22 protein-coding genes are annotated in these 19,740 nt (G+C 36.3%); 9 read left to right on the top strand and 13 right to left on the bottom strand.

Annotation, left to right across the window (positions count from 1 at the left end):
- Positions 1-12: 12 nt before the first annotated feature.
- The gene (locus ACM9HF_RS15055; RefSeq protein ID WP_473610559.1) at positions 13-2,577 is read right to left on the bottom strand and encodes a M14 family zinc carboxypeptidase; all 2,565 of its coding nucleotides are present in this window, start codon (positions 2,575-2,577) and stop codon (positions 13-15) included.
- A 326-nt stretch (positions 2,578-2,903) separates the two neighbouring features.
- Here ACM9HF_RS15055 and nfuA point away from each other — a divergent pair, with 326 nt between their 5' ends.
- Both nfuA and ACM9HF_RS15045 read left to right on the top strand, forming a co-directional pair.
- Complete coding sequence (gene nfuA, locus ACM9HF_RS15050; protein ID WP_473610555.1) at positions 2,904-3,482, top strand: Fe-S biogenesis protein NfuA; 579 nt, start codon at positions 2,904-2,906, stop codon at positions 3,480-3,482.
- Positions 3,483-3,506: 24 nt separating this feature from the next.
- Entirely contained in the window at positions 3,507-3,743 is a 237-nt protein-coding gene (locus tag ACM9HF_RS15045) for a hypothetical protein (protein ID WP_473610552.1), read from the top strand.
- Between the two features lie 11 nt (positions 3,744-3,754).
- On the opposite strand, the gene ACM9HF_RS15040 is transcribed toward ACM9HF_RS15045, so the two are convergent.
- Complete coding sequence (locus ACM9HF_RS15040; protein ID WP_473610548.1) at positions 3,755-4,177, bottom strand: GNAT family N-acetyltransferase; 423 nt, start codon at positions 4,175-4,177, stop codon at positions 3,755-3,757.
- Positions 4,178-4,310: 133 nt separating this feature from the next.
- Here ACM9HF_RS15040 and ACM9HF_RS15035 point away from each other — a divergent pair, with 133 nt between their 5' ends.
- A complete protein-coding gene (locus ACM9HF_RS15035) occupies positions 4,311-5,408 on the top strand; it encodes a polysaccharide deacetylase family protein (RefSeq protein ID WP_473610544.1) in 1,098 nt (365 codons plus the stop codon).
- A 20-nt stretch (positions 5,409-5,428) separates the two neighbouring features.
- Here ACM9HF_RS15035 and ACM9HF_RS15030 read toward each other — a convergent pair whose 3' ends face one another.
- Genes ACM9HF_RS15030 through ACM9HF_RS15010 form a run of 5 tightly spaced genes read right to left on the bottom strand, consistent with a single transcriptional unit; the run spans position 5,429 to position 9,428 of the window.
- Complete coding sequence (locus ACM9HF_RS15030) at positions 5,429-6,076, bottom strand: SCO family protein (RefSeq protein WP_473610540.1); 648 nt, start codon at positions 6,074-6,076, stop codon at positions 5,429-5,431.
- Positions 6,077-6,120: 44 nt separating this feature from the next.
- Positions 6,121-7,029 (bottom strand): heme o synthase, encoded by a 909-nt coding sequence (cyoE, locus tag ACM9HF_RS15025; protein WP_473610536.1) that lies wholly within the window; start codon positions 7,027-7,029, stop codon positions 6,121-6,123.
- Between the two features lie 8 nt (positions 7,030-7,037).
- Positions 7,038-8,042, bottom strand: coding sequence for a COX15/CtaA family protein (locus ACM9HF_RS15020; protein WP_473610533.1), 1,005 nt, complete (start codon positions 8,040-8,042; stop codon positions 7,038-7,040).
- 55 nt (positions 8,043-8,097) lie between these two features.
- The gene (locus ACM9HF_RS15015; protein WP_473610529.1) at positions 8,098-8,658 is read right to left on the bottom strand and encodes a redox-active disulfide-containing membrane protein; all 561 of its coding nucleotides are present in this window, start codon (positions 8,656-8,658) and stop codon (positions 8,098-8,100) included.
- Positions 8,655-9,428, bottom strand: coding sequence for an SURF1 family protein (locus tag ACM9HF_RS15010; RefSeq protein ID WP_473610526.1), 774 nt, complete (start codon positions 9,426-9,428; stop codon positions 8,655-8,657). Before ACM9HF_RS15010 ends, ACM9HF_RS15015 begins: the two co-directional genes overlap by 4 nt.
- Between ACM9HF_RS15010 and ACM9HF_RS15005 the strand changes: the two genes are divergently transcribed.
- Positions 9,406-9,678, top strand: coding sequence for a DUF2909 domain-containing protein (locus tag ACM9HF_RS15005; RefSeq protein ID WP_473610523.1), 273 nt, complete (start codon positions 9,406-9,408; stop codon positions 9,676-9,678). The genes ACM9HF_RS15010 and ACM9HF_RS15005 overlap by 23 nt on opposite strands.
- 52 nt (positions 9,679-9,730) lie before the next feature.
- Here the strand turns inward: ACM9HF_RS15005 and ACM9HF_RS15000 are convergent, their stop codons facing one another.
- The 5 genes from ACM9HF_RS15000 to lexA form a co-directional block, all read right to left on the bottom strand.
- Positions 9,731-10,615, bottom strand: a complete 885-nt coding sequence (locus ACM9HF_RS15000) for a cytochrome c oxidase subunit 3 (protein ID WP_473610519.1) — start codon at positions 10,613-10,615, stop codon at positions 9,731-9,733.
- Positions 10,616-10,655: 40 nt separating this feature from the next.
- Positions 10,656-11,207, bottom strand: coding sequence for a cytochrome c oxidase assembly protein (locus tag ACM9HF_RS14995; RefSeq protein WP_473610516.1), 552 nt, complete (start codon positions 11,205-11,207; stop codon positions 10,656-10,658).
- 35 nt (positions 11,208-11,242) lie between these two features.
- Positions 11,243-12,778, bottom strand: a complete 1,536-nt coding sequence (ctaD, locus tag ACM9HF_RS14990; RefSeq protein WP_473618316.1) for a cytochrome c oxidase subunit I — start codon at positions 12,776-12,778, stop codon at positions 11,243-11,245.
- A 78-nt stretch (positions 12,779-12,856) separates the two neighbouring features.
- Positions 12,857-14,413, bottom strand: a complete 1,557-nt coding sequence (coxB, locus tag ACM9HF_RS14985) for a cytochrome c oxidase subunit II (RefSeq protein WP_473610512.1) — start codon at positions 14,411-14,413, stop codon at positions 12,857-12,859.
- A gap of 549 nt (positions 14,414-14,962) precedes the next feature.
- On the bottom strand, positions 14,963-15,577 hold the full coding sequence (gene lexA, locus ACM9HF_RS14980) for a transcriptional repressor LexA (protein ID WP_473610509.1): 615 nt from the start codon (positions 15,575-15,577) through the stop codon (positions 14,963-14,965).
- Between the two features lie 109 nt (positions 15,578-15,686).
- Between lexA and ACM9HF_RS14975 the strand changes: the two genes are divergently transcribed.
- Complete coding sequence (locus tag ACM9HF_RS14975; RefSeq protein WP_473610505.1) at positions 15,687-16,031, top strand: hypothetical protein; 345 nt, start codon at positions 15,687-15,689, stop codon at positions 16,029-16,031.
- Between the two features lie 361 nt (positions 16,032-16,392).
- Here ACM9HF_RS14975 and ACM9HF_RS14970 read toward each other — a convergent pair whose 3' ends face one another.
- On the bottom strand, positions 16,393-16,986 hold the full coding sequence (locus tag ACM9HF_RS14970; protein WP_473610501.1) for a DUF1294 domain-containing protein: 594 nt from the start codon (positions 16,984-16,986) through the stop codon (positions 16,393-16,395).
- A 181-nt stretch (positions 16,987-17,167) separates the two neighbouring features.
- Between ACM9HF_RS14970 and ACM9HF_RS14965 the strand changes: the two genes are divergently transcribed.
- From ACM9HF_RS14965 to ACM9HF_RS14950, 4 genes are all read left to right on the top strand, one after another.
- Complete coding sequence (locus ACM9HF_RS14965) at positions 17,168-17,662, top strand: hypothetical protein (RefSeq protein ID WP_473610498.1); 495 nt, start codon at positions 17,168-17,170, stop codon at positions 17,660-17,662.
- Positions 17,663-17,789: 127 nt separating this feature from the next.
- On the top strand, positions 17,790-18,443 hold the full coding sequence (locus ACM9HF_RS14960) for a DUF6795 domain-containing protein (RefSeq protein ID WP_473610494.1): 654 nt from the start codon (positions 17,790-17,792) through the stop codon (positions 18,441-18,443).
- The gene (locus ACM9HF_RS14955; protein WP_473610490.1) at positions 18,440-19,300 is read left to right on the top strand and encodes a lipase family protein; all 861 of its coding nucleotides are present in this window, start codon (positions 18,440-18,442) and stop codon (positions 19,298-19,300) included. Before ACM9HF_RS14960 ends, ACM9HF_RS14955 begins: the two co-directional genes overlap by 4 nt.
- Positions 19,225-19,587, top strand: a complete 363-nt coding sequence (locus ACM9HF_RS14950; protein WP_473610487.1) for a hypothetical protein — start codon at positions 19,225-19,227, stop codon at positions 19,585-19,587. The genes ACM9HF_RS14955 and ACM9HF_RS14950 overlap by 76 nt, the downstream gene beginning before the upstream one ends.
- The last annotated feature ends 153 nt before the right edge of the window (positions 19,588-19,740 follow it).

Genomic DNA, 19,740 nt, shown 5'->3' with positions numbered 1-19,740 from the left:
ACAAGATAACATTTATCGTGTTGCCGGAGCGTTAAAAACTTTTCCAAAGAATATACTGTTTGCTAGTATTTTTACACTACCGTACCAATAACCTCTAAAAGCTAAATTGTCAGTGGTAGCAATAACACGACCTTTACCCACATTATGCGCAACTAATGATGAGGTATTAGCAATTCGTTTAATTAAGTTTTTGTCGGTATACCCACTTAATAAAGGCTCTACCGAGTATGTCCCCACGTTAGTAAAAGGGTAATGAAGTGGTTCCATGATTAAAGTATTATTTCTAAATACAGGTAATGTTTTTTTAGAAAAACCAAAGGCTAATGGATGTGTTATATCAAGTTGTGTTTCATAAATTGCCCCAGCGATGCGCTGCCTAGCAGCCAAATCACTTTTATCTTCATAACTTAAATTAGAGCTATCAAATAACTGACGAAGTTGATTATTACTCACAAAAGAGGCTCGTAATATGTCTTTTTCAGCCAACCACTTAGCGGCATGTTTTTGGGCAAATACAACACCGCCTAGCTTCAACCAACTTTCTAATTTAATAACCACACTTGGGTTTAGTGATTGATAGTTACCATCTACCATTACAATATGTGTGTAAGTATTAAAATCGATAACACCTAAACGATCTTTTTCAACGACTGTAAGTGGTATATGCTGCGTATCATCTAAATAAAATTTAACTTCTGCGGCTTCCCATTCAGAAACACCTTTGCCTCCTATCATTAACACTTTAACAGGGGGAATTATTTTTAAAGACGGACTACCAAAATCTACACCTTGGCTTGTATAACCAGACGATAAAGCAACAAGCTCAATATTGTTTTCTTGAGCTATGTTTATCGTCTGCTTTTGCCAATAATTTTGTGTTTGAATATTAGTTGGGATAATAATTGTGCCGGCTTTAAACTCTCGCTCTTTTCCTGCAACTTTAATCGTGAAGTTTTTCGTAGTAACTTTGGTTTTAATATTGTTTTGCTGTAATTGATTTAATAGCTTTGGCGCTAAAAAGTCATGCCATTCAAAGGCATAAGCGTAAGCATTATAGTCGTTTTCAGTTTGAGTGATAGGATGTTCTTCTGTTTTAAAATCCCAAGCATTTTTACTTAACTCTAACCCCCAAGTGCTATCAACTTGATGATATTCAATATTCATTGCTAAAGGTAATGTCCAACCAGAAACATCATAAAAAGTGTTATCTTTAAACTCTTTGGGTGTATCGAATAACGCTTTAATTACTTTATATTTTGGCTGCTCTAGTGGAATGTAATAACTATATGATGGGCTAAACTCTTTCGACTTAAATTTAAAATTTTCCGTTAAGCCGTAGACTTCTATTTTGTGCTGTTTCAGTTTGTCTAAAAACGCATTTAAACGGTAATGATCATTTTTCTCTGTAATGATATATCCGCTAAAATTTTCTTTTTTCGCCTGCTTTTTAGCATTTTTGTAAAATGTTTTTCTATGCTCAATAAATTGTTCTTTATTACTCCATGCCCCTTCTATTGTCGATAAAGAAGTTAATACATGGTTTTTTATGCCATATTCAAACGTTAACAAACCATTAATGGTATCGGTTTGCATACCTCGGCTAGTAGCTTGCTCAAACAAAACACCTACGCTACCGTTAATATCTGGGTAAGTAGAGCCCTTGCCGTAATAAAAATCGTCAAAATTTTCTTCACTAAAATATAAACGATTTTCTTTATCTAAAGCTTTGGCGTGGTACGTAGCGAGTAAGTGCGTTAATTTAATATTGTTTTTAGGCGTTAAAGGATTGTTACGAGTAGCAACGCCTGGCTGAAAAAAATAACTGTTGTCTGACACCATCTCATGAAAATCGCCAACAACATGTGGCTGATAACGTTGAAAGTATGCCATTCTATTTTTTGTTTCAATTTGCGAAAGTGGTAACCAGTCACGATTTAAATCAAAACCAAAATGATTTGATCGCCCTGTTCTCCAATCTTGGTGGTGTTCAATATGATTAGGATCAGCATTAGGAGCTGTTCCTCTATTATCGCTTACCCAACTGGCAAAACGATCCATTCCATCTGGATTTATGCTCGGCTCTAGTACAATAACGGTATTATCTAGCCATGCCTTTACTTTTTTATCTTCACTTGCAGCTAAATAATAAGCTACCACCATTGCTGCATTAGCGCCGCTTAATTCATCACCGTGTACACTATAACCTAGCCAAATAACGAGAGGTTCATCGTTATTTTTACTCGATAAATTATCACGTGAATTTAAAATACTACTGAGGTTCTCAATATTTTTTTCGCTTGAAATAGTGACCAGTATTTGATTTCTTAGCTGATGCGTTTGCCCCATAGAGGTTATTTTTAAACGTTTAGAGCTATCATCTAACGCTTCAAAATAGTTTAACAGTTGGTCGTAACGCACATGTCTGTCACCTAAACCAAAGCCTATAATACTTTTAGGGGTAGGAACTATTTTATTGTATGTATGATTTTCAGGAAGATAAGTTGTAACTGATGCCGCTTGAGAAAAATAAACAAAAAAGAGGGTGAACATTAATATAATGGTTCGAAAAAAAGACATCTAATTATCCTAAAGTGGTATTTATAGAAGGTGTATAAAGTTGTTTCTATTCAACGCAAATTTTATAGAGTTGAGTATTACAAAGCATTGCCTTGAATTAATATCACTCAAGTACTCTGAAATACGCATCTTGATTGGTAACGGGTTTATATAAAAATACCAAACTATTAGCCTTGAAACTAGAACTAAAAACTAAATTAGAGCTTTTATTTTAATCTACCACTAGCACCAATCACCTTTGAAGAGTAAAATATACATACTTGAGTAATTTACTCGGGTATTTTTACCTTTTTTGTTAACGTATATGTAGAGAGTAGAACACTGTTATGATCAATATTTCTGAAACCGCTCAAGAGCATTTTGTTAAGCTATTATCACAACAAGCTGAAGGCACAAGTATTCGTGTATTTGTTGTAAATCCTGGAACTGCTAGTGCTGAATGTGGTGTGTCTTATTGTCCTGCTGATGCTATCGAACCTGAAGATATTGAAATACCCTTTGAAAAATTTTCTGCTTATGTAGACGGCGATAGCAAACTTTTCCTAGAAGATGCCGAAATAGATTTTACTACCGACCAAATGGGATCTCAGCTTACATTAAAAGCACCCAATGCAAAATTACGTAAAGTAAGTGATGACGCTCCATTATTTGAGCGTGTTGATTACTTTTTAAAAGCAGAGGTTAATCCTCAATTAGCGGGCCACGGCGGTGAATGTACGTTAATGGAAATTACCGAAGACGGTTATGCGGTATTACAGTTTGGTGGTGGTTGTAATGGCTGTAGCCAAATTGATGTAACGGTAAAAGACGGCATTGAAAAACAGTTAATCGAGATGATGGCTGGTGAGATTAAAGGTGTTAAAGATATGACCGAACACGAACGTGGTGATCATTCTTACTATTAACCATTAATTAACTTGTCAATATCATTGAACAAGCTATTAGAAAAATTAGGCCAACACCCACAACGTAGTTTGTCATTTTTTATGCGTGGGCTTGGCCTTTTTGCTATTGGCGCATTATTTATTTTTGTTGGTTACTACTTTCATTATTACTGGCAAATACTAGGACTGTGCTTTTTAGTACCTGCCATATTATTAGCCGCTTATGGATACATAGGAATGTTTGCCAATAGACTGCTTAATATTTTTCAAAGAAAAAAATAGTAATAACTCCTTTATAGCGGACTCATAGAAAAATGATGACTCGCAATAATAAAGCCTTCACGTAAATAAAACTTATGCGCCATATAACGCTGCACACCTGAATCTATATGTAATTGCTGACAACCATTCGCTTTAGCATGTTCTTTAAGCCACTTAACAATAGTAGCCCCTGCAGATTTAGAGCGTGTATGTTCGTTGGTAATAAGATCATCAACGTAAATGTGCTTACCCCAAGCGAGTTTTTGTCCAAATCTAAACCCTGCTACACAAACTACTTCGTTATCTTCTTCAATGTAGGCTATTTGGTAACCTTCTTTCATCTGTTCAGTAATTTGCGTTTTAATATAGGCAACGGGAAATTGAGTACGTAACTGTTGTAAAACAACCGCAATGCCATATAAATCTGAATGACTATCAGCTAGCTTTACTTCCATTTTCATTCCTTAATTAGATTATGTAGATTTGACATACTAAGAAAATAAACTGTAACGTTTATTTATATAAAAGTCCCACTCATATGTAATATAATTTAAAGGTATTTCCTCTTATTTACCAGCTGAGATAATCATGTTCACAAAAGTACCTACATTCGTTGTTTTTATATCTTCAGTATTATTTTCATTGCTTATAACATGTGAAGCTGCGGTAATTTTACAATATCACCACGTTAGTGATACAACACCTAAAAGCACCTCTATTTCACCAGAACAATTTGAACGTCATTTACAATACTTAACCGATCATCAGTTTAATGTGATCTCTTTACCTAGCTTAGTTGATGCACTTAAAAACAAACAAGCTCTACCAGATAAAACCGTTGCTATTACCTTTGACGATGCATACAGCGATATTGTATCGCAAGCTAAACCCCTGCTTGATAAGTTTAACTTCCCTTACACTATTTTTATCAACCCTAAACTCATTAATGAAACCTCTAACCATAATTTGTCTTGGCAGCAAATAACCTCATTAACAAAGCTTCCAAACAAACAAGTAACTATAGCCAACCACGGTTTAATCCATGATTCGTTTGCAAGAAAACCAGAAAATAAAACTCATAAAGAATGGTTTGAACAACAAACGCAAGATTTACTACTAGCTGAAAAACTCATCGAAAAACACACAGGCCAAACATGGCGATTATTCGCTTACCCTTACGGTGAATATACGCTAGAGCTACAAACATGGCTGAGAGAAAATAAGTTTACTGCTTTTACTCAGCAATCAGGTGCTGTTGGTTTACATACCGACTTAACTATTATTCCACGCTTTCCGGCATCTCAACCTTACGATCAATTAGATACCTTAAAAGATAAGTTATATTCATTACCCCTTAACATATCGGTTATTAATGAGACTATTAACAATAAAATAAGCGAAACAAAAACAATTGCACGTTACAACACCATAAGTAGTGTGAACTTTGATGTACAAACTAAAGACTTTTATCCAAAATCTTTAAATTGCTATGTATCAGGGTTAGGAAAACAAAAAATAAAATGGCTAAACCAAGAACGTTTTAGTATTGAATTTTCAGGGCCATTACCTATCGGCCGAGTACGTAGTAATTGTACGGCCCCAAGTATTAATAACCCCGAAAGGTACTATTGGTTTTCACAACCTTGGTTTATTTTAAATACCGATGGTTCGTGGTATCCGTTGTAATTATGCAAGATGGGAATAAATTAATTAACGTTAAAACCACTCAGGTTAACTATTTTAGCGAAGTCACTTACTAAGTCATCACCTTCAACTGTTGGTAACCTTCCTAGCACTTGATGAGGCTGAAAAATTGCAGCAATATTTCCGTTGGGGTTAATTAATACAATAGACGCACTATGATCTACTGTGTACATGTTGTTTTCTGCTCGCTCGCCATCATTCATGGCATACATAAGCCCTAAGTTACGAGCGAATGGAAATAGCACTTCATGCCCACTATTCAGCGCAATAAATTCTTTATTAAAATACTTTATATAACCGGCTAGTTTTTCTGTTGTGTCGCGTTTAGGATCTACAGAAACTAAAATAACTTGCGTATTTTTAGCTATGTTTTTCATATCATCGTAAACAAAATTTAGCTCTTGTAATGTGGTTGGACAAACATCAGGACAAGAAGTATATCCAAAAAACACCCACGACCACTTGCCCTTAAAGTTATCATTAGAAAAATCATTTCCGTTGTGATCTGTCATAATAAACGGTTTTATTTCTCTTGCTTGTTCATAAAACAAAGCATGTTCAGGCTTAGCTTGTTGGTTGAACTGGGAAAATAATAAAACACCAGTAATTAAAGCCGCAACTGCAACCACAACATATAAAATTTTATTCATAACTTATCGAGTTCTCGTCATGTTTTTTAAGTAAATTATCAAGGTTATGATATAGGTAACATGTAATGATCTACTAATAAAATAATAAAAAGTAACATTAAATGTATGATAGAAAATTTAAAAGTATCCATAGCGGTATTTTCATCGGCATTAAACTTAAGTTTCCATGCGTACATAAAGAAAATTAAATTTAACGTTACGGCGCCTATCAAATACAACCAATTACACATACCAACCAAATAAGGCAATAAGCCCACTATAAACAGCAAAACGGTATAAAGTAATATTTGAGTTTTGGTAAAACTTACACCATGAGTAACTGGCATCATAGGAATATTTACTTTAGCGTATTCATCTTTACGATGGATAGCTAATGCCCAAAAATGTGGTGGTGTCCAAGTAAAAACGAGTAAAACCAATAATAAGGCATGAGGATGTATTTCATTAGTCATGGCTGTCCAACCTAGCAAGGGTGGTATTGCTCCGGCTAAGCCACCAATTGTAATGTTTTGCGGAGTCGCTCGCTTTAAGTACATAGTATAAACAAAGCTATAACCAACTAATCCCGACAAAGTAAGCCAAGCCGTTAACGGGTTAACCAAACCATATAAAACAACAAAACCGATGACTGCCATACTTACAGCAAAAATAATGGCATTTTTTGAGGTTAAACGCCCATTGGGTAACGGCCTGTTATAAGTTCGCCCCATTTCACTATCTATTTTTTCATCAACAATGTGGTTAATGGCCGCGGCGGCTGAAGAGAGCAAACCAATACCTAACATAGATGGGAGTAATAATTGCCACGGAATGGTACCCGGCACAGACAAGCTCATACCTACTAAGGCAGTTAAAACAAGTAAGGCGACAACTTTTGGTTTAGTAATATCATAATAATCACGCCATGTAGCATGGGAAAGTTTAGCACCTAAGTCGGACGTTGCTGTGTTCATATTAACTCCTATATTTTGCGCTGTAAGCCAAACGTGAGAAGGATCAAGGTTAGCATTAAACATGCTGCTACAACATTATGGGCAACAGCTACTCCAAGTGGTAATGAAAACCACACGTTACTAACACCTAAGCCTATTTGACAAAATAAAACTGTAATAAGTCCTAAAGATGCCTGCTGAAAAAATTGTGAAGAAGCCCTGCGCATAACAGTAAAGGCAAGCCATAATAAATATACAGCGGTTACGATAGCACCAAAGCGATGCATAACATGAATAGTGAGCCGAGAAGCATGATTTAAATGACCAAATTCATAGGTGTCACGCTCTGGAGGAATAAGATCAAATGAGTCTTCAAACGTCAACTCCTGCTCCCATCCTGCTTGACAAATAGGTAACTCTGTACAAACAAGTGCCGCATAATTAGAAGATGTCCAACCGCCTAGCGCAATTTGTCCTGTTAATATAACAATGCCAATAAAGCCAAATTTTGCAAATTTTCTTAAACTAGTATTACCTTCTCGTACATGAAAGCGTTTAAGTCTTAAATATAAGAGAAATAATAAACTTAAAGTCGTTAATCCACCAAGTAAATGCCCCATTACAACAATAGGCATTAATTTCATTGTAACCGTCCACATACCTAATGCGGCCTGAAAAATAACAACTCCGAGTATCAATATGGGCAGAAAAACAGGTGTACCAACCTCCCTATTTTTAATCGATAAAAAAGTAATAACGAGTATCAGTAATCCTAAAGTACCAGCAAAATATCGGTGGATCATTTCGTTCCACGCTTTTTCTGGCTCAACGATTCTATCTGGGAAAGCCGTTTGAGCTTTTAAAATTTCTTCACTCGTATGAGGTACATCATGAAAGCCATAGCACCCTGGCCAATCTGGGCAACCTAATCCTGCATGAGTCAATCGTGTGTACGCACCTAAACTAACAACTACAATCGCTAATAAAATACTAACCAACACTAATTTTCTTATATTTTTAATGTTACGACTCATCACTGTTATCCACTTCTTAATAATTAACTAAATTCTTATTTAACCACTTTAATGTTTAACCAATTTTTGAATACTTTAATAACTTTTTCATGTCTGCCAGAATGTTTTTTCCAAACAGTGTTTGTTGTTCAAATAATTCTGGGGGTTGGTGCTCTAAAATAATATTGCCGAGAGGATCTACAATTAAAACTTTTTGTTGCTGAATAAGAGAATGTGGATTACTTGGCGATGGGATAACTGACCATTTTGAAGGTTCTAAGTGGCTTAACTGTTTTTCTAATAAAGGCGCTTTATAAAGGGCTACGTTTCTCACTTTTGGCATTTCTCGCCCTAAAGCAATAAAAGTATTGTTTACACTCAGTAGTGTTTGTTCGCATTGCTCATTACAACGATCAGGTAACACATATAAAATCAGCCATTTATTATCAAGTTCAGAGTTATTGATGCCTATATCTTTTAAGGTTAACTCACTTTCAACTAACGTCCCTTTATTAGTAACCCCATAATCTAGCCAATTTTGAGTTAATGCGAGCTTGGCTAAAACAATGGGTAGCACAAACGCCCCTAATACCATCAATAAATTACGACGAGATTTTGATTTTTGCGTTTCACTCATACATCTAAATCCTTAGTATTATTATTTTCACTCTTTGTTTTATTACTATCGGTTTTATCAGCTTTATTAAATTTAATTGAAGCCCAAAACATCAATATTAACCATACTATGGCTAAACTAAACCACTGAAAAGCATAAGCTCTATGTTTCTCTGGTGGCATAACAATAGGCTGCCAATTTTTTTTATATCCTAAGCTTTCATCTTCATTAACATAAACAACAAAAGGTAAAAGTGTTTTTTGGGCAACAACCGACAATTTATCAATTTCAACTTGTTGTATTCTTAACGGCCACGACACGTTATTAAATTGCTGCTCCATCAACAGTATCCCTTTTTCAATCAAACGTATATGCCCATTCAATTCAAAAGAACCAGTAATAGCTTTAACATTAGGTAATTCATTCCTATTGATTGAACCTACAATCCAACCTAAATTCACTAATAATGATTGATTATTCGCATTAAATATTTGATAAACACGATAACCCAATTGACCATTGTTGGTTTGGTTGTCTAACAGAAACAACGCGTCTTTTTCAAATTCACCTTTAAGCTTAATAGGAAAATCATTAATATCAGTTATCGGAAACTTTTGTATTTCTGACAAAGACATCGCGGTAGTTTTGCTCAGTTGAGTAATATTGTGAAGGCGTTTTTCTTTTTCGACAGCTCTAGCACTTTGCCAAAACCCTAATTTTACTAATGCAGAAAAAACCAGTAGGGTAAAGATTAACCAAGGTAAACGAATGTTTGATAGTACATGTTTCAAACAACTACTTCCTTACAGCAAAAGATCAGGAGACTTACCATTGATCATTAAAATAATACTCGTTGGTTGTTTAATTTTTATGGTGTACAACCTTTTTAGAGCTTTGTTTATTATGAATAAAAACGATCCTAACCAGCCTTCAATGTCTAAATTTATAGGTCGTAGAGTTATGATTTCAGCATTTATTGTTATTCTAATGCTGGTAGGCATTATGACTGGCCTTATTACCCCTAACCCTGCACCTTACTAAAAAAGTACCTACTTGAAACAAGTAAGTACTTTGTTTTTAAAATAAAAATTGTTTATAAAATATATACAAACACAAATAGCATTACCCAAACTACATCAACAAAATGCCAATACCAGCTAGCCGCTTCAAAGGCGAACGCGTTAGTTGATGTAAAGTGCCCTTTTAATACTCTCAAAAACACCACAATCAACATAATAGTACCAAGGGTTACATGCATACCATGGAAGCCCGTTAGTAAATAAAACGTTGAACCATAAATACCACTGGTCATGTACAGTTTCATTTCTTCAGAATAGCCATGAGCATATTCTTGTACTTGAAAAAACAAGAAAGTTACACCTAACAAAATGGTTAAACCCAACCAAATTTTCAAACCCTTTCTATTATTTTTTTCTAATGCAGAATGAGCAAAATGAGCTGTTATAGACGATGTTAATAACAATATAGTATTAATTAATGGCAAACCATACCAACCCATTTGAGTCGTTTCAGTTCCATCAGGCGTTTTAAGTAATGGCCATGCAGCAGTAAATTCAGGCCATAACACAGCGCCTGTCATTTCATTATTACCTGCACCGCCTAACCATGGCACCGACAATGTGCGTGCATAAAACAAGGCACCAAAAAAAGCTGCAAAAAACATAACTTCTGAAAAAATAAACCAGCTCATGCCCTGCCTAAACGAATTATCCATTTGATGGCTATATTTACCCGCCATAGATTCATTTATCACGTTACTAAACCAGCCATACAGCATGTAAATAACTAAACAGATGCCAGCAAGTAACAGATAACCACCTATTCCACCTTCCGCCGTATTAAGTGTTGATACGTAATTACCAGCACCAATAGCGATCAAAAATAACGCAACAGCACCTACTATTGGCCAATGACTTTGCGATGGTACGTAATAACTTTCATATTCTTTGTTAGTCATTAAATTTCCCCTCATTTATGCGTAAAACGCAATATTCTTTTTATGAGTCAACTTTGCCTGTTACATCGTACAAAGTATAAGACAAGGTAAGCGTTGAGATATCTTTAGGTAATTCAGGATCCACATAAAATTGTAATCCCATTTCTACTTCTTCATTACCTTTTAACGGTTGCTGGGTAAAACAAAAACATTCAATTTTTTGAAAGTATGCCGCAGCCAACCCCGGTGATACAGAAGGAACAGCTTGCCCGATAATATCTCGATTAGACTCATTTTTAGCGTAAAATTTTACAAATTTCGTTTCACCAGGATGAACAGTAATTTCTCGTTGAACCGGCTCAAACTTCCAAGGAATACCTTGAGCGGTTCTACTAATAAATTGCACATTAACAGTGCGGCTTGTATCAATACCATCGGTATACGTAGTTGCTGCCGACTCATTGGTTTTACCGTTTAGTCCTGTAATGTCACAAAAAACATCATATAAAGGTACCAACGCAAAACCAAAACCAAACATACCAAAAACAATAAGCATTAATTTAGATAATACTTTCTTGTTATTTTTACTTTGTTCAGTTTGCTCTACAGTCACATTAATACCTTTATCAATTACTATTCAAACAATCACTAATCAATTTTTGGTGGTGTTGAAAACGTGTGGTATGGCGCTGGGCTAGCCACAGTCCATTCTAGTCCTTCTGCTCCATCCCACGGTTTAGCCTCGGCTTTTGCTCCGCCTCTAATACACTTAATAACAACAGCTAAGAATATTAATTGCGATAAACCAAAGGCGAACCCGCCAATACTTACCCACTTGTTAAAATCAGCAAATTGTAAAGCATAGTCAGGTATACGACGTGGCATACCCGCTAAACCTAAGAAATGCATTGGGAAGAATAGTAAATTTACAGAGATAAGAGAGCACCAAAAATGCCATTTAGATAACGACTCGCTATACATATGCCCAGTCCATTTAGGTAACCAATAATAAGCCCCTGCATAAATAGAGAATAACGAACCAGTAACCAATACATAATGGAAATGCGCAACAACAAAATAGGTATCGTGATATTGAAAATCAACAGGAGTCATAGCTAACATTAACCCTGAAAACCCACCAATCGTAAATAAAATAACAAAAGCCAGCGAAAACAACATAGGCGTTTCAAAAGTTAATGAACCGCGCCACATAGTTGCTACCCAGTTAAATACTTTTACACCCGTTGGAACTGCGATCAGCATAGTACAATACATAAAGAACAGTTCGCCAAATAACGGCATACCTGTTGTAAACATATGATGAGCCCACACGATAAAAGAGAGTAATGCGATAGACGAGGTTGCATACACCATTGACGCATAACCAAACAGCTTTTTACGTGAAAATGCAGGAATGATAGTAGATACAATACCAAACGCTGGCAGGATCATAATATAAACTTCAGGGTGACCGAAGAACCAAAATATATGTTGGAACATTACGGGGTCACCACCACCTGCAGCATCAAAGAAGCTGGTGCCAAAGTAAGTATCGGTTAAGAGCATGGTTACCACACCGGCAAGCACCGGCATTACCGCTATTAATAAATAAGCTGTGATGAAAAATGTCCAAACAAATAATGGCATTTTCATGTAAGTCATACCCGGAGCACGTAAATTCATTATGGTTACAACAATATTGATTGCCCCCATGATGGATGAAATACCCATAATATGAACAGCAAAAACAAAGAATGCTGTACTACCATTTGAATACGTTGTTGATAATGGAGCGTAGAAAGTCCAACCAAAGTTTGGCGCACCTGATTCCATAAAAAACGAACTCAATAAAATAGCGAAAGCAAAAGGTAATATCCAGAAGCTCCAGTTATTCATACGAGGTAAAGCCATATCTGGAGCACCGATCATCATAGGTAGCATCCAGTTAGCAAAACCAGTAAAGGCCGGCATAATGGCGCCAAACACCATAATTAAACCATGTACCGTCGTTAACTGATTGAAAAAGTCAGGCTCAACAATTTGCAACCCGGGCTGAAATAACTCAGCTCGAATTACCATAGCTAACGCACCGCCCGTAAGTAACATAATAAACGAGAACCATAAGTACAGCGTTCCTATGTCTTTATGGTTAGTGGTATACAACCAACGTTTTATCCCCGTCATTTTATGATCGTGATGCTCGTCGTGCGAATCGTGATCAGACTGTTCTGTTGTTATATTTTCTGTTGTCATGTCTACCTCCTACTTCGCACTGGCAGCATCAACTGCTGCGGGTTGCACTAAATCACCGGTGTCGTTACCCCAAGCATTACGCTCATAAGTGACCACTGCAGCAATTTGAGTTTTAGTTAATTGACTACCGAACGCGGCCATCGCTGGGTTTTTCTTACTACCATTAACAACCATATCGATATGAACCGCTACGTCGCCAAGGGCAATAGCACTACCTTTAAGGGCAGGAAATGCCGGAGGAATACCAGACCCCGTGGGTTGATGACAAGCAGCACATGAAGCTGTATAAACTTCTTGGCCCATTTTCATCAAATCGTCTTTGGAATATTCTTTTGATAGGTCTTCTGCAGGAGCCGCTTCTTCAACAACCGCTGCTATTTCAGCAACTTTGTCTTCAACTACAGCAACCGCTTCTTTTGCGTTATCAGTAGAACCGCCAACCGCCTCTTGAACATCAGCCGCTTGCACAGCATCACCCGTATTGTTACCCCAAGCATTACGCTCATAAGTAACCACAGCAGCAATTTGTTTTAACGAAAGCTGCTTGCCGTAACCTTGCATTCCAGTACCCGCTTTACCATTAAAAACCGTTGAAATATGAGTCGCTATATCACCTGTAGCAACAGGACTACCTTTAAGTGCAGGGAATGCAGGAGGAAGACCTGTACCAGCCACTTGATGACACGCAGCACAATAAGCGACATAAGTTGTTTCACCTAACGTCATCAACTCTTCCATAGGAACAGAGGCATTTAACGAGGCTTTTTCAGCTTCAGCAGCTTGTGCAAGTAACTCATGTTGCTCATCAAGCCATTTGGCATAATCTTCTTCAGATTTCACCTCAACCACAATCGGCATAAACCCATGATCTTTACCACAAAGTTCTGCACATTGGCCTCGATAAATACCTGGCTTATCAACATTTGTCCAAGCTTCGTTGATAAAACCGGGGTTAGCATCTTGCTTCACAGCAAACGCTGGCACCCACCAAGCATGAATAACATCGTCAGACGTAATTAAAAAACGTACTTTTTTATTAGCAGGAATAACAAGATGCTTATCTACCTCAAGTAAATAATTCTCGCCTTTAGCTGCTGAAGTACCTGATTGATTTTCGTATTGATCGCGTGGAGTTGATAAAACAGAATAAAATTCAATGTTTTGATCAAAATATTTATAATGCCACTTCCACTGAGACGCAGTCACTTGAATGGTAACGTCTGAATCGTCATTATTCTCCATTTCAATTAACGTTTTAGTGGCTGGAATAGCCATGGCAATTAGAATTACGATTGGAATAGCGGTCCAAAGTATTTCTACTTTAGTGCTTTCATGGAAAGATGCGGCCTTTGCGCCTTTAGATTTTCGGTGAAAGACCATTGACCAGAACATGGCACCAAAAACAAAGATACCAATAACAGTACAAATATACATAACCAACATATGTAGATCATAAACATCTCTACTTACCTCAGTTACACCCTTGGTTAAATTTAACTGCATATCTGCTAATACTGAGCTCGAAAATAAACTTCCCAAGCTCAGCCAACATAGGTTACGTCTCATAACTCGACATCTCCCTCACTCCTCTGTTAACGCAAAAAAGGCAAAACCTGTTCAATGAACAGTCATACTTTGAACGTTTTCGCTATTCTATATTTATTATTATTCGCTCTACGAGTGTTAAGTATCAAACTTCAACTCAATATCATTTTGTATACTTTCCATTCTAGAATTACTCAAATATTAATCTAGGTCAAATTTTAAATTAGAGTTATTACATTAATAAATATTAACAAATACAATAGAGTAACAACTCTAAGATGCTGAAAGCCTTATAGGTAATGAGGCTAAAGATTGTTTTATTTTTAAACAGCCCTATTATTTAAGACAATTAATAATTTTATTTCAAGAAAAGCAAAGTGATTATTTTTTGATCAAAGAGTGAGCAATCACCTGAATTGAGAGAATTGAAGTATTAAAACGAGGAACTAAAGTTAAAAATAGGACTAAAAGGAGATAAAACAGAATTTACTTTAAATTAAAAACGCTTAAAAAGTAAACTCTGTGTGTTCATGGTATTAAGTAGTTTGGTGTAACAAACACAAATAAATATTACATCCAATCAGCGGCACGAATAACACCAACAGCAATACCTTCAACATTAAATTGTTGCGTTGTTAAATCAACAACAATAGGTGAAAATTCTTCGTTTTCAGCATGTAAATACACAACATTACCTTCACGCTTAAAACGCTTAACCGTAACATCATCTTCGACTCTTGCTACAATTACCTGTCCGTTTTTTACATCAGTGGTTTGATGCACAGCGAGTAAATCGCCATCAAGAATACCAATATCTTTCATACTCTCACCATTTACACGGAGTAAATAGTCGGCGCACGGTTTAAACATAGTGCCATCAATTTTGTAATGCTCTTCAACATGCTCTTGCGCAAGAATTGGCTCACCAGCAGCAACCCTGCCAATTAAAGGCAAGCCATCTTGCTCTACAAATTGTTCAGTAAGTCGAATACCACGAGAAGTGCCCGGTAGCATATCTATATAACCTTTTTTAGCTAACGCTTTAAGGTGTTCTTCAGCAGCATTAGCCGACTTAAAACCAAAAAAGTCAGCTATTTCAGCACGTGTAGGTGGCATACCCGTTTCAGATATTTTTTCTTTAATCAGATCAAATATTTGTTCTTGTCTGGGAGTTAATGGGCGCATTATATTCCTTAGGTTATAACCTGTGTTTTTCAACAGTGATAACTGTTAGTATATACAGCCTGTAAATAAACGCAACCCTGTTGGTTTTGTTGGGGTTTGTGTAACTTTTATGAAAAGAATGAATGATGTTCTTCCCGCGTTAGAGCTTTTTCAATGGGCGTATATAAAGTCGTGCGAGCAATATGATGTAGTTAAAGACTCGTTAGGAGAGATAGACAGCTACCGAATTCAGTACAGAGCCGAACGAAAAGAAGTGATTGCACAAATCATTCGTAGCAGAATTCAGGGTAGTAAAATTGAACCTGCCATCACACGTTATTGTCACGAAAATAATATAGCCTCGCCAGATAAGTTTATTACTATGGTATTACAAGAAATTGAAACCCTACATTCTGGCGCTCTGGTAAGCTTGGGAGTAACCGAGTCGATATTTAAAGCGTGGAAGATTAGCTAGCTCGATGGTGTATATACCCGTTACCATTCAAGATGCAGGTTTCAGTGGGAACTAAAAACAATTTAGGCACAGATTTTACGTTCCAAACAAAATCTAAGTACATACATCCATGTATGCAAGGCATTAAGTTTACGTCATGGTTATTCCCTTACTAAAGTTAATAACGAAGCATAAATTGTTTTTAGACCCATCGAAGAAGCACTTGAGCAAAATCACTTCTTCGTTAATGCTTTTTATAAGGGAACGACCATTATTGCAAAGCATTGCCTTGAATTGATATCGCTCAAGTGCTCTGAAATACGCATCTTGATTGGTAACGGGTATAAAAGCTAAATACTAGCAGTTATACCTTAGTGTAGTGTTAAAAAATAAGTTTGCCATTAAACGACACCAACCATACTAACGCGCAGCAATTAATAATAACCGTTAACCAAAAAACAATTCTAAAGTCTCTTTTTTGAGATTTATGCCTAAGCATTTGTTGTGCAATTGCAGCACCTGGCCAGCCACCAACTAAAGCTAAAATGTGTAAGGTGCTTTCTGGAGTACGCCACGCCCCTCGTTTTGCTTTAGACTTATCAAGCGCATACGCAAAAAAGGTAACAAAGCTCATACCTAAATATATAAATACAATATTTTCAGGTAAATATCCCATCATTAAAGCTAATGCTATGCTTGCTAAAAAAATAACCGATAAATAGATAGAAAACTTACTAATACTTTTAGCTTGTTTTTTCTTTAACTTTTCACCTGCATATGTTGCTTCGTCTGCGCAATAGCGGCCTTGCTTATCTTTACTTATTGAAAAAGTAATAACATCGTTTATTTGAGGATCACGCTGACGATTTGAAAAAGCAGTTTTGTGAATAAAAACGTGTTCTCCACCACCATTAGGTGCAATGAAGCCAAACGCTTTGTCGTTATTCCATTTTATTAACTTTCCTTTTAAGCGCATTTTCACTTCCTGTTAGTAATTTAAAGCTTTGTTAAAAATAAATAATATTACCCTTTTTATGAGGTGATATGAGTATTTCTCAAGATGGTATTCGTTTATATAAAAGTACAATTACGATATAGTTTACCCCTGTTATTTAAGCTTATGTTTAAAAATCACTAAATACTTTACAGGAAGTAAAATGAAGACCTTATTAATTGTTGCTTTATCCACAGCGTTATTTACCTTAAGTGCAAACGCAACTAAAACAAATAACTGGGAGCAATACGAACAGCTTGCAGAAACAATTGAAGTAAATATAGCAAGTGCTTCATTTAAAACATTAGCCGAAAAAAGCATTGAACTTGTTGAGCTTTCTAAGCAACTGTTACCTGAATTTATGAATAAAGAAAGTGCATGTAAAAACTACTTATCTGCGGTTTTATCTGCCTCTGATGAAATGCTCACCATCTCGCTTGATGACATTGAGCGCGATTATCATTCTGACGGTAAACTACCCGAAGTTGACTCACCTATTTGTTATTACGCTAAAGACTTATTAGTGCACCCAACTACCATGGCGATTGTTTCAAATACCCAAAACGATACTAAAAAAGCACGCGCTCAAATAAAATTAGAACTTGAAGAAGTGTTAACCCATTTTAGCTTTGTTAAACAAGCGGCAGGTTATAGATAAGACGCCAAATCTATAGTGAAATTAGTGTCTTTGTTATAAAGCTACGTCAGGTAAAATAAAGTAAGCCATATTTACTTCTTTGGATCTCTTGGATAAGATATCGGCAAATATTCAGCAAGGATAGCAAATGAATAAACGCAGAAAACGCACTTCTCTTTCTCGCCCTCGTTTTATCTTGTTATTACTTATTCCATGTATGCTTGCTTTTCCTATTATAAGTCAAGGAGTTGATATGTTTGGTTGGTTTAAAAAACAAGACGTATTTTTATGTTCTGAAGTCAATGGCATAGTCACCGAAAATGGTGAGCCTGTTGCTAGTATTGAGATTAAACGTTCGTTAATGTATATCGATGGCAAAGATCATATAGACACGGCTATTACGGATAATAAAGGGCATTTTTATTTTCCACAAAAAAATATTCGCTCTTCCATTCCGAGTAAACCTTTTTCAGAAGATAGGGTATCGCAACAAATTACTATTGATCGTGACGGAGCTCCCATTCCCCTTTGGATAGCAACTCCTCGGGATTATAAAGAAGTACCAGAATTTACTAAAAAGCTCACTTTTTTAAATTGCGAATTAAGCAATAAACGCGTGAGTTTTCAGTTCAAAAATAATAAGAATGAGCACCTTAACCATACAGCCTCTAGCATTTGCCGTTGGGATGAGGATTATATACCAACTTGGTTACATATTGATAATGAAACAAAATACCGCATCCATGATGGTAATTTTAATAAACTAACAGAACAAGGCACAGGGAAGGCAGTTAAATTATGAATGGAGTAATATCACCCAGCACTGCAGCGAGCGTTGCTGATAGAGTCTATGACATCAGAAAATCGACAAGCTATAACGAGGTTTTTCACAATGATTTTGAAAATAATTTCAAAATCACTAATAATCAAATACAAGGCATAAGTGGTGGCTTAGTTAACCAACTATTAAATCGTAGTACAGGGTTTGCGTTAACCGCAGAAGGCACCTCATCACAATTTAAAAAACACCATATTATTGGTGTTCGCGGGACTAAATTTTCCGCCCCTGCTGACTGGTTAACTAACTTAAACGTAGGAGTTACCCTTGGACCTAAAAATTTAGCCGTACATGCTGGGTTTCATAAAGCATTCAGTAGTATGCGCCCTGCATTTAATCAATATATAACTCAACACAAACCCCGTTGCTTGCACGTTGTTGGGCATAGTTTAGGTGGTGCTATTGCTGAATTAACGGCTATTTGGGCAAGTGAATCGGGCATTAAAACAAAGCTCTATACCTTTGGTTCCCCACGCGTAGTACTTAGTAACTCAGTTCACAGAGCAGCGATGAATATTGAGCATTACCGTGTAACTCATGGGGCAGATCCCGTACCCAGTGTACCTGTTTGGCCCTTTACTCATACGGTAGGCGAATATCAAACAGCAATGAATAGTGGTGCGTCTTTTAGTCTTGGAGCTCATTCTATGACAAAATCAACACCGGGTTATGTTAATACAGTAAAAGCTTATAAAGATTACACTAGCATGGGGGCTCATTTAAAACCTTACATCATAATCATACAGTGCTTAAATACGAACAACGTTACAACACTTCATTTTCACAGCGTTGGCAGCAAATTATTACTGATGCATTATTAACACTATTAAAAACAACAGGCCAATATGGGGTTATTGCTGGACAAGCAGCTCTAGGTGTTGGCTTGTCGTTTTACGACATTCTCGCACGTTGTTTACATGAATCTATAGCTAAGTCACCTGAAGTTGCCGAAGAGTTAAGAGGAGTTTTAGGACACATGTTAGTGTTTGTAGGAAAAAGAACCCAAGCGGTTACTGAAATGAGTGCTAAGTTTATTCGTTGGGTATTAGGTTTAATGATAAAAACCTTATACACCGCAGCAAAACAAGCTATTGACCGTGTATTTTAAAGATACACTACATGGGTAATTACTACCTTTAACTATTAATGTGAAAAAATCCGATGAGCCTTAGCCCATCGGATTTTTTATTTCTAAAAAATTATTTACACAAAAAACACAATTAATATTACATATCAACAACTTAGTAAGGGTTGTTTTTAG

Source organism: Colwellia sp. RE-S-Sl-9 (genome assembly GCF_048296855.1).
Taxonomy (GTDB): Bacteria; Pseudomonadota; Gammaproteobacteria; order Enterobacterales; family Alteromonadaceae; genus Pseudocolwellia.
This window is presented reverse-complemented; position numbering and strand designations above follow the sequence as displayed.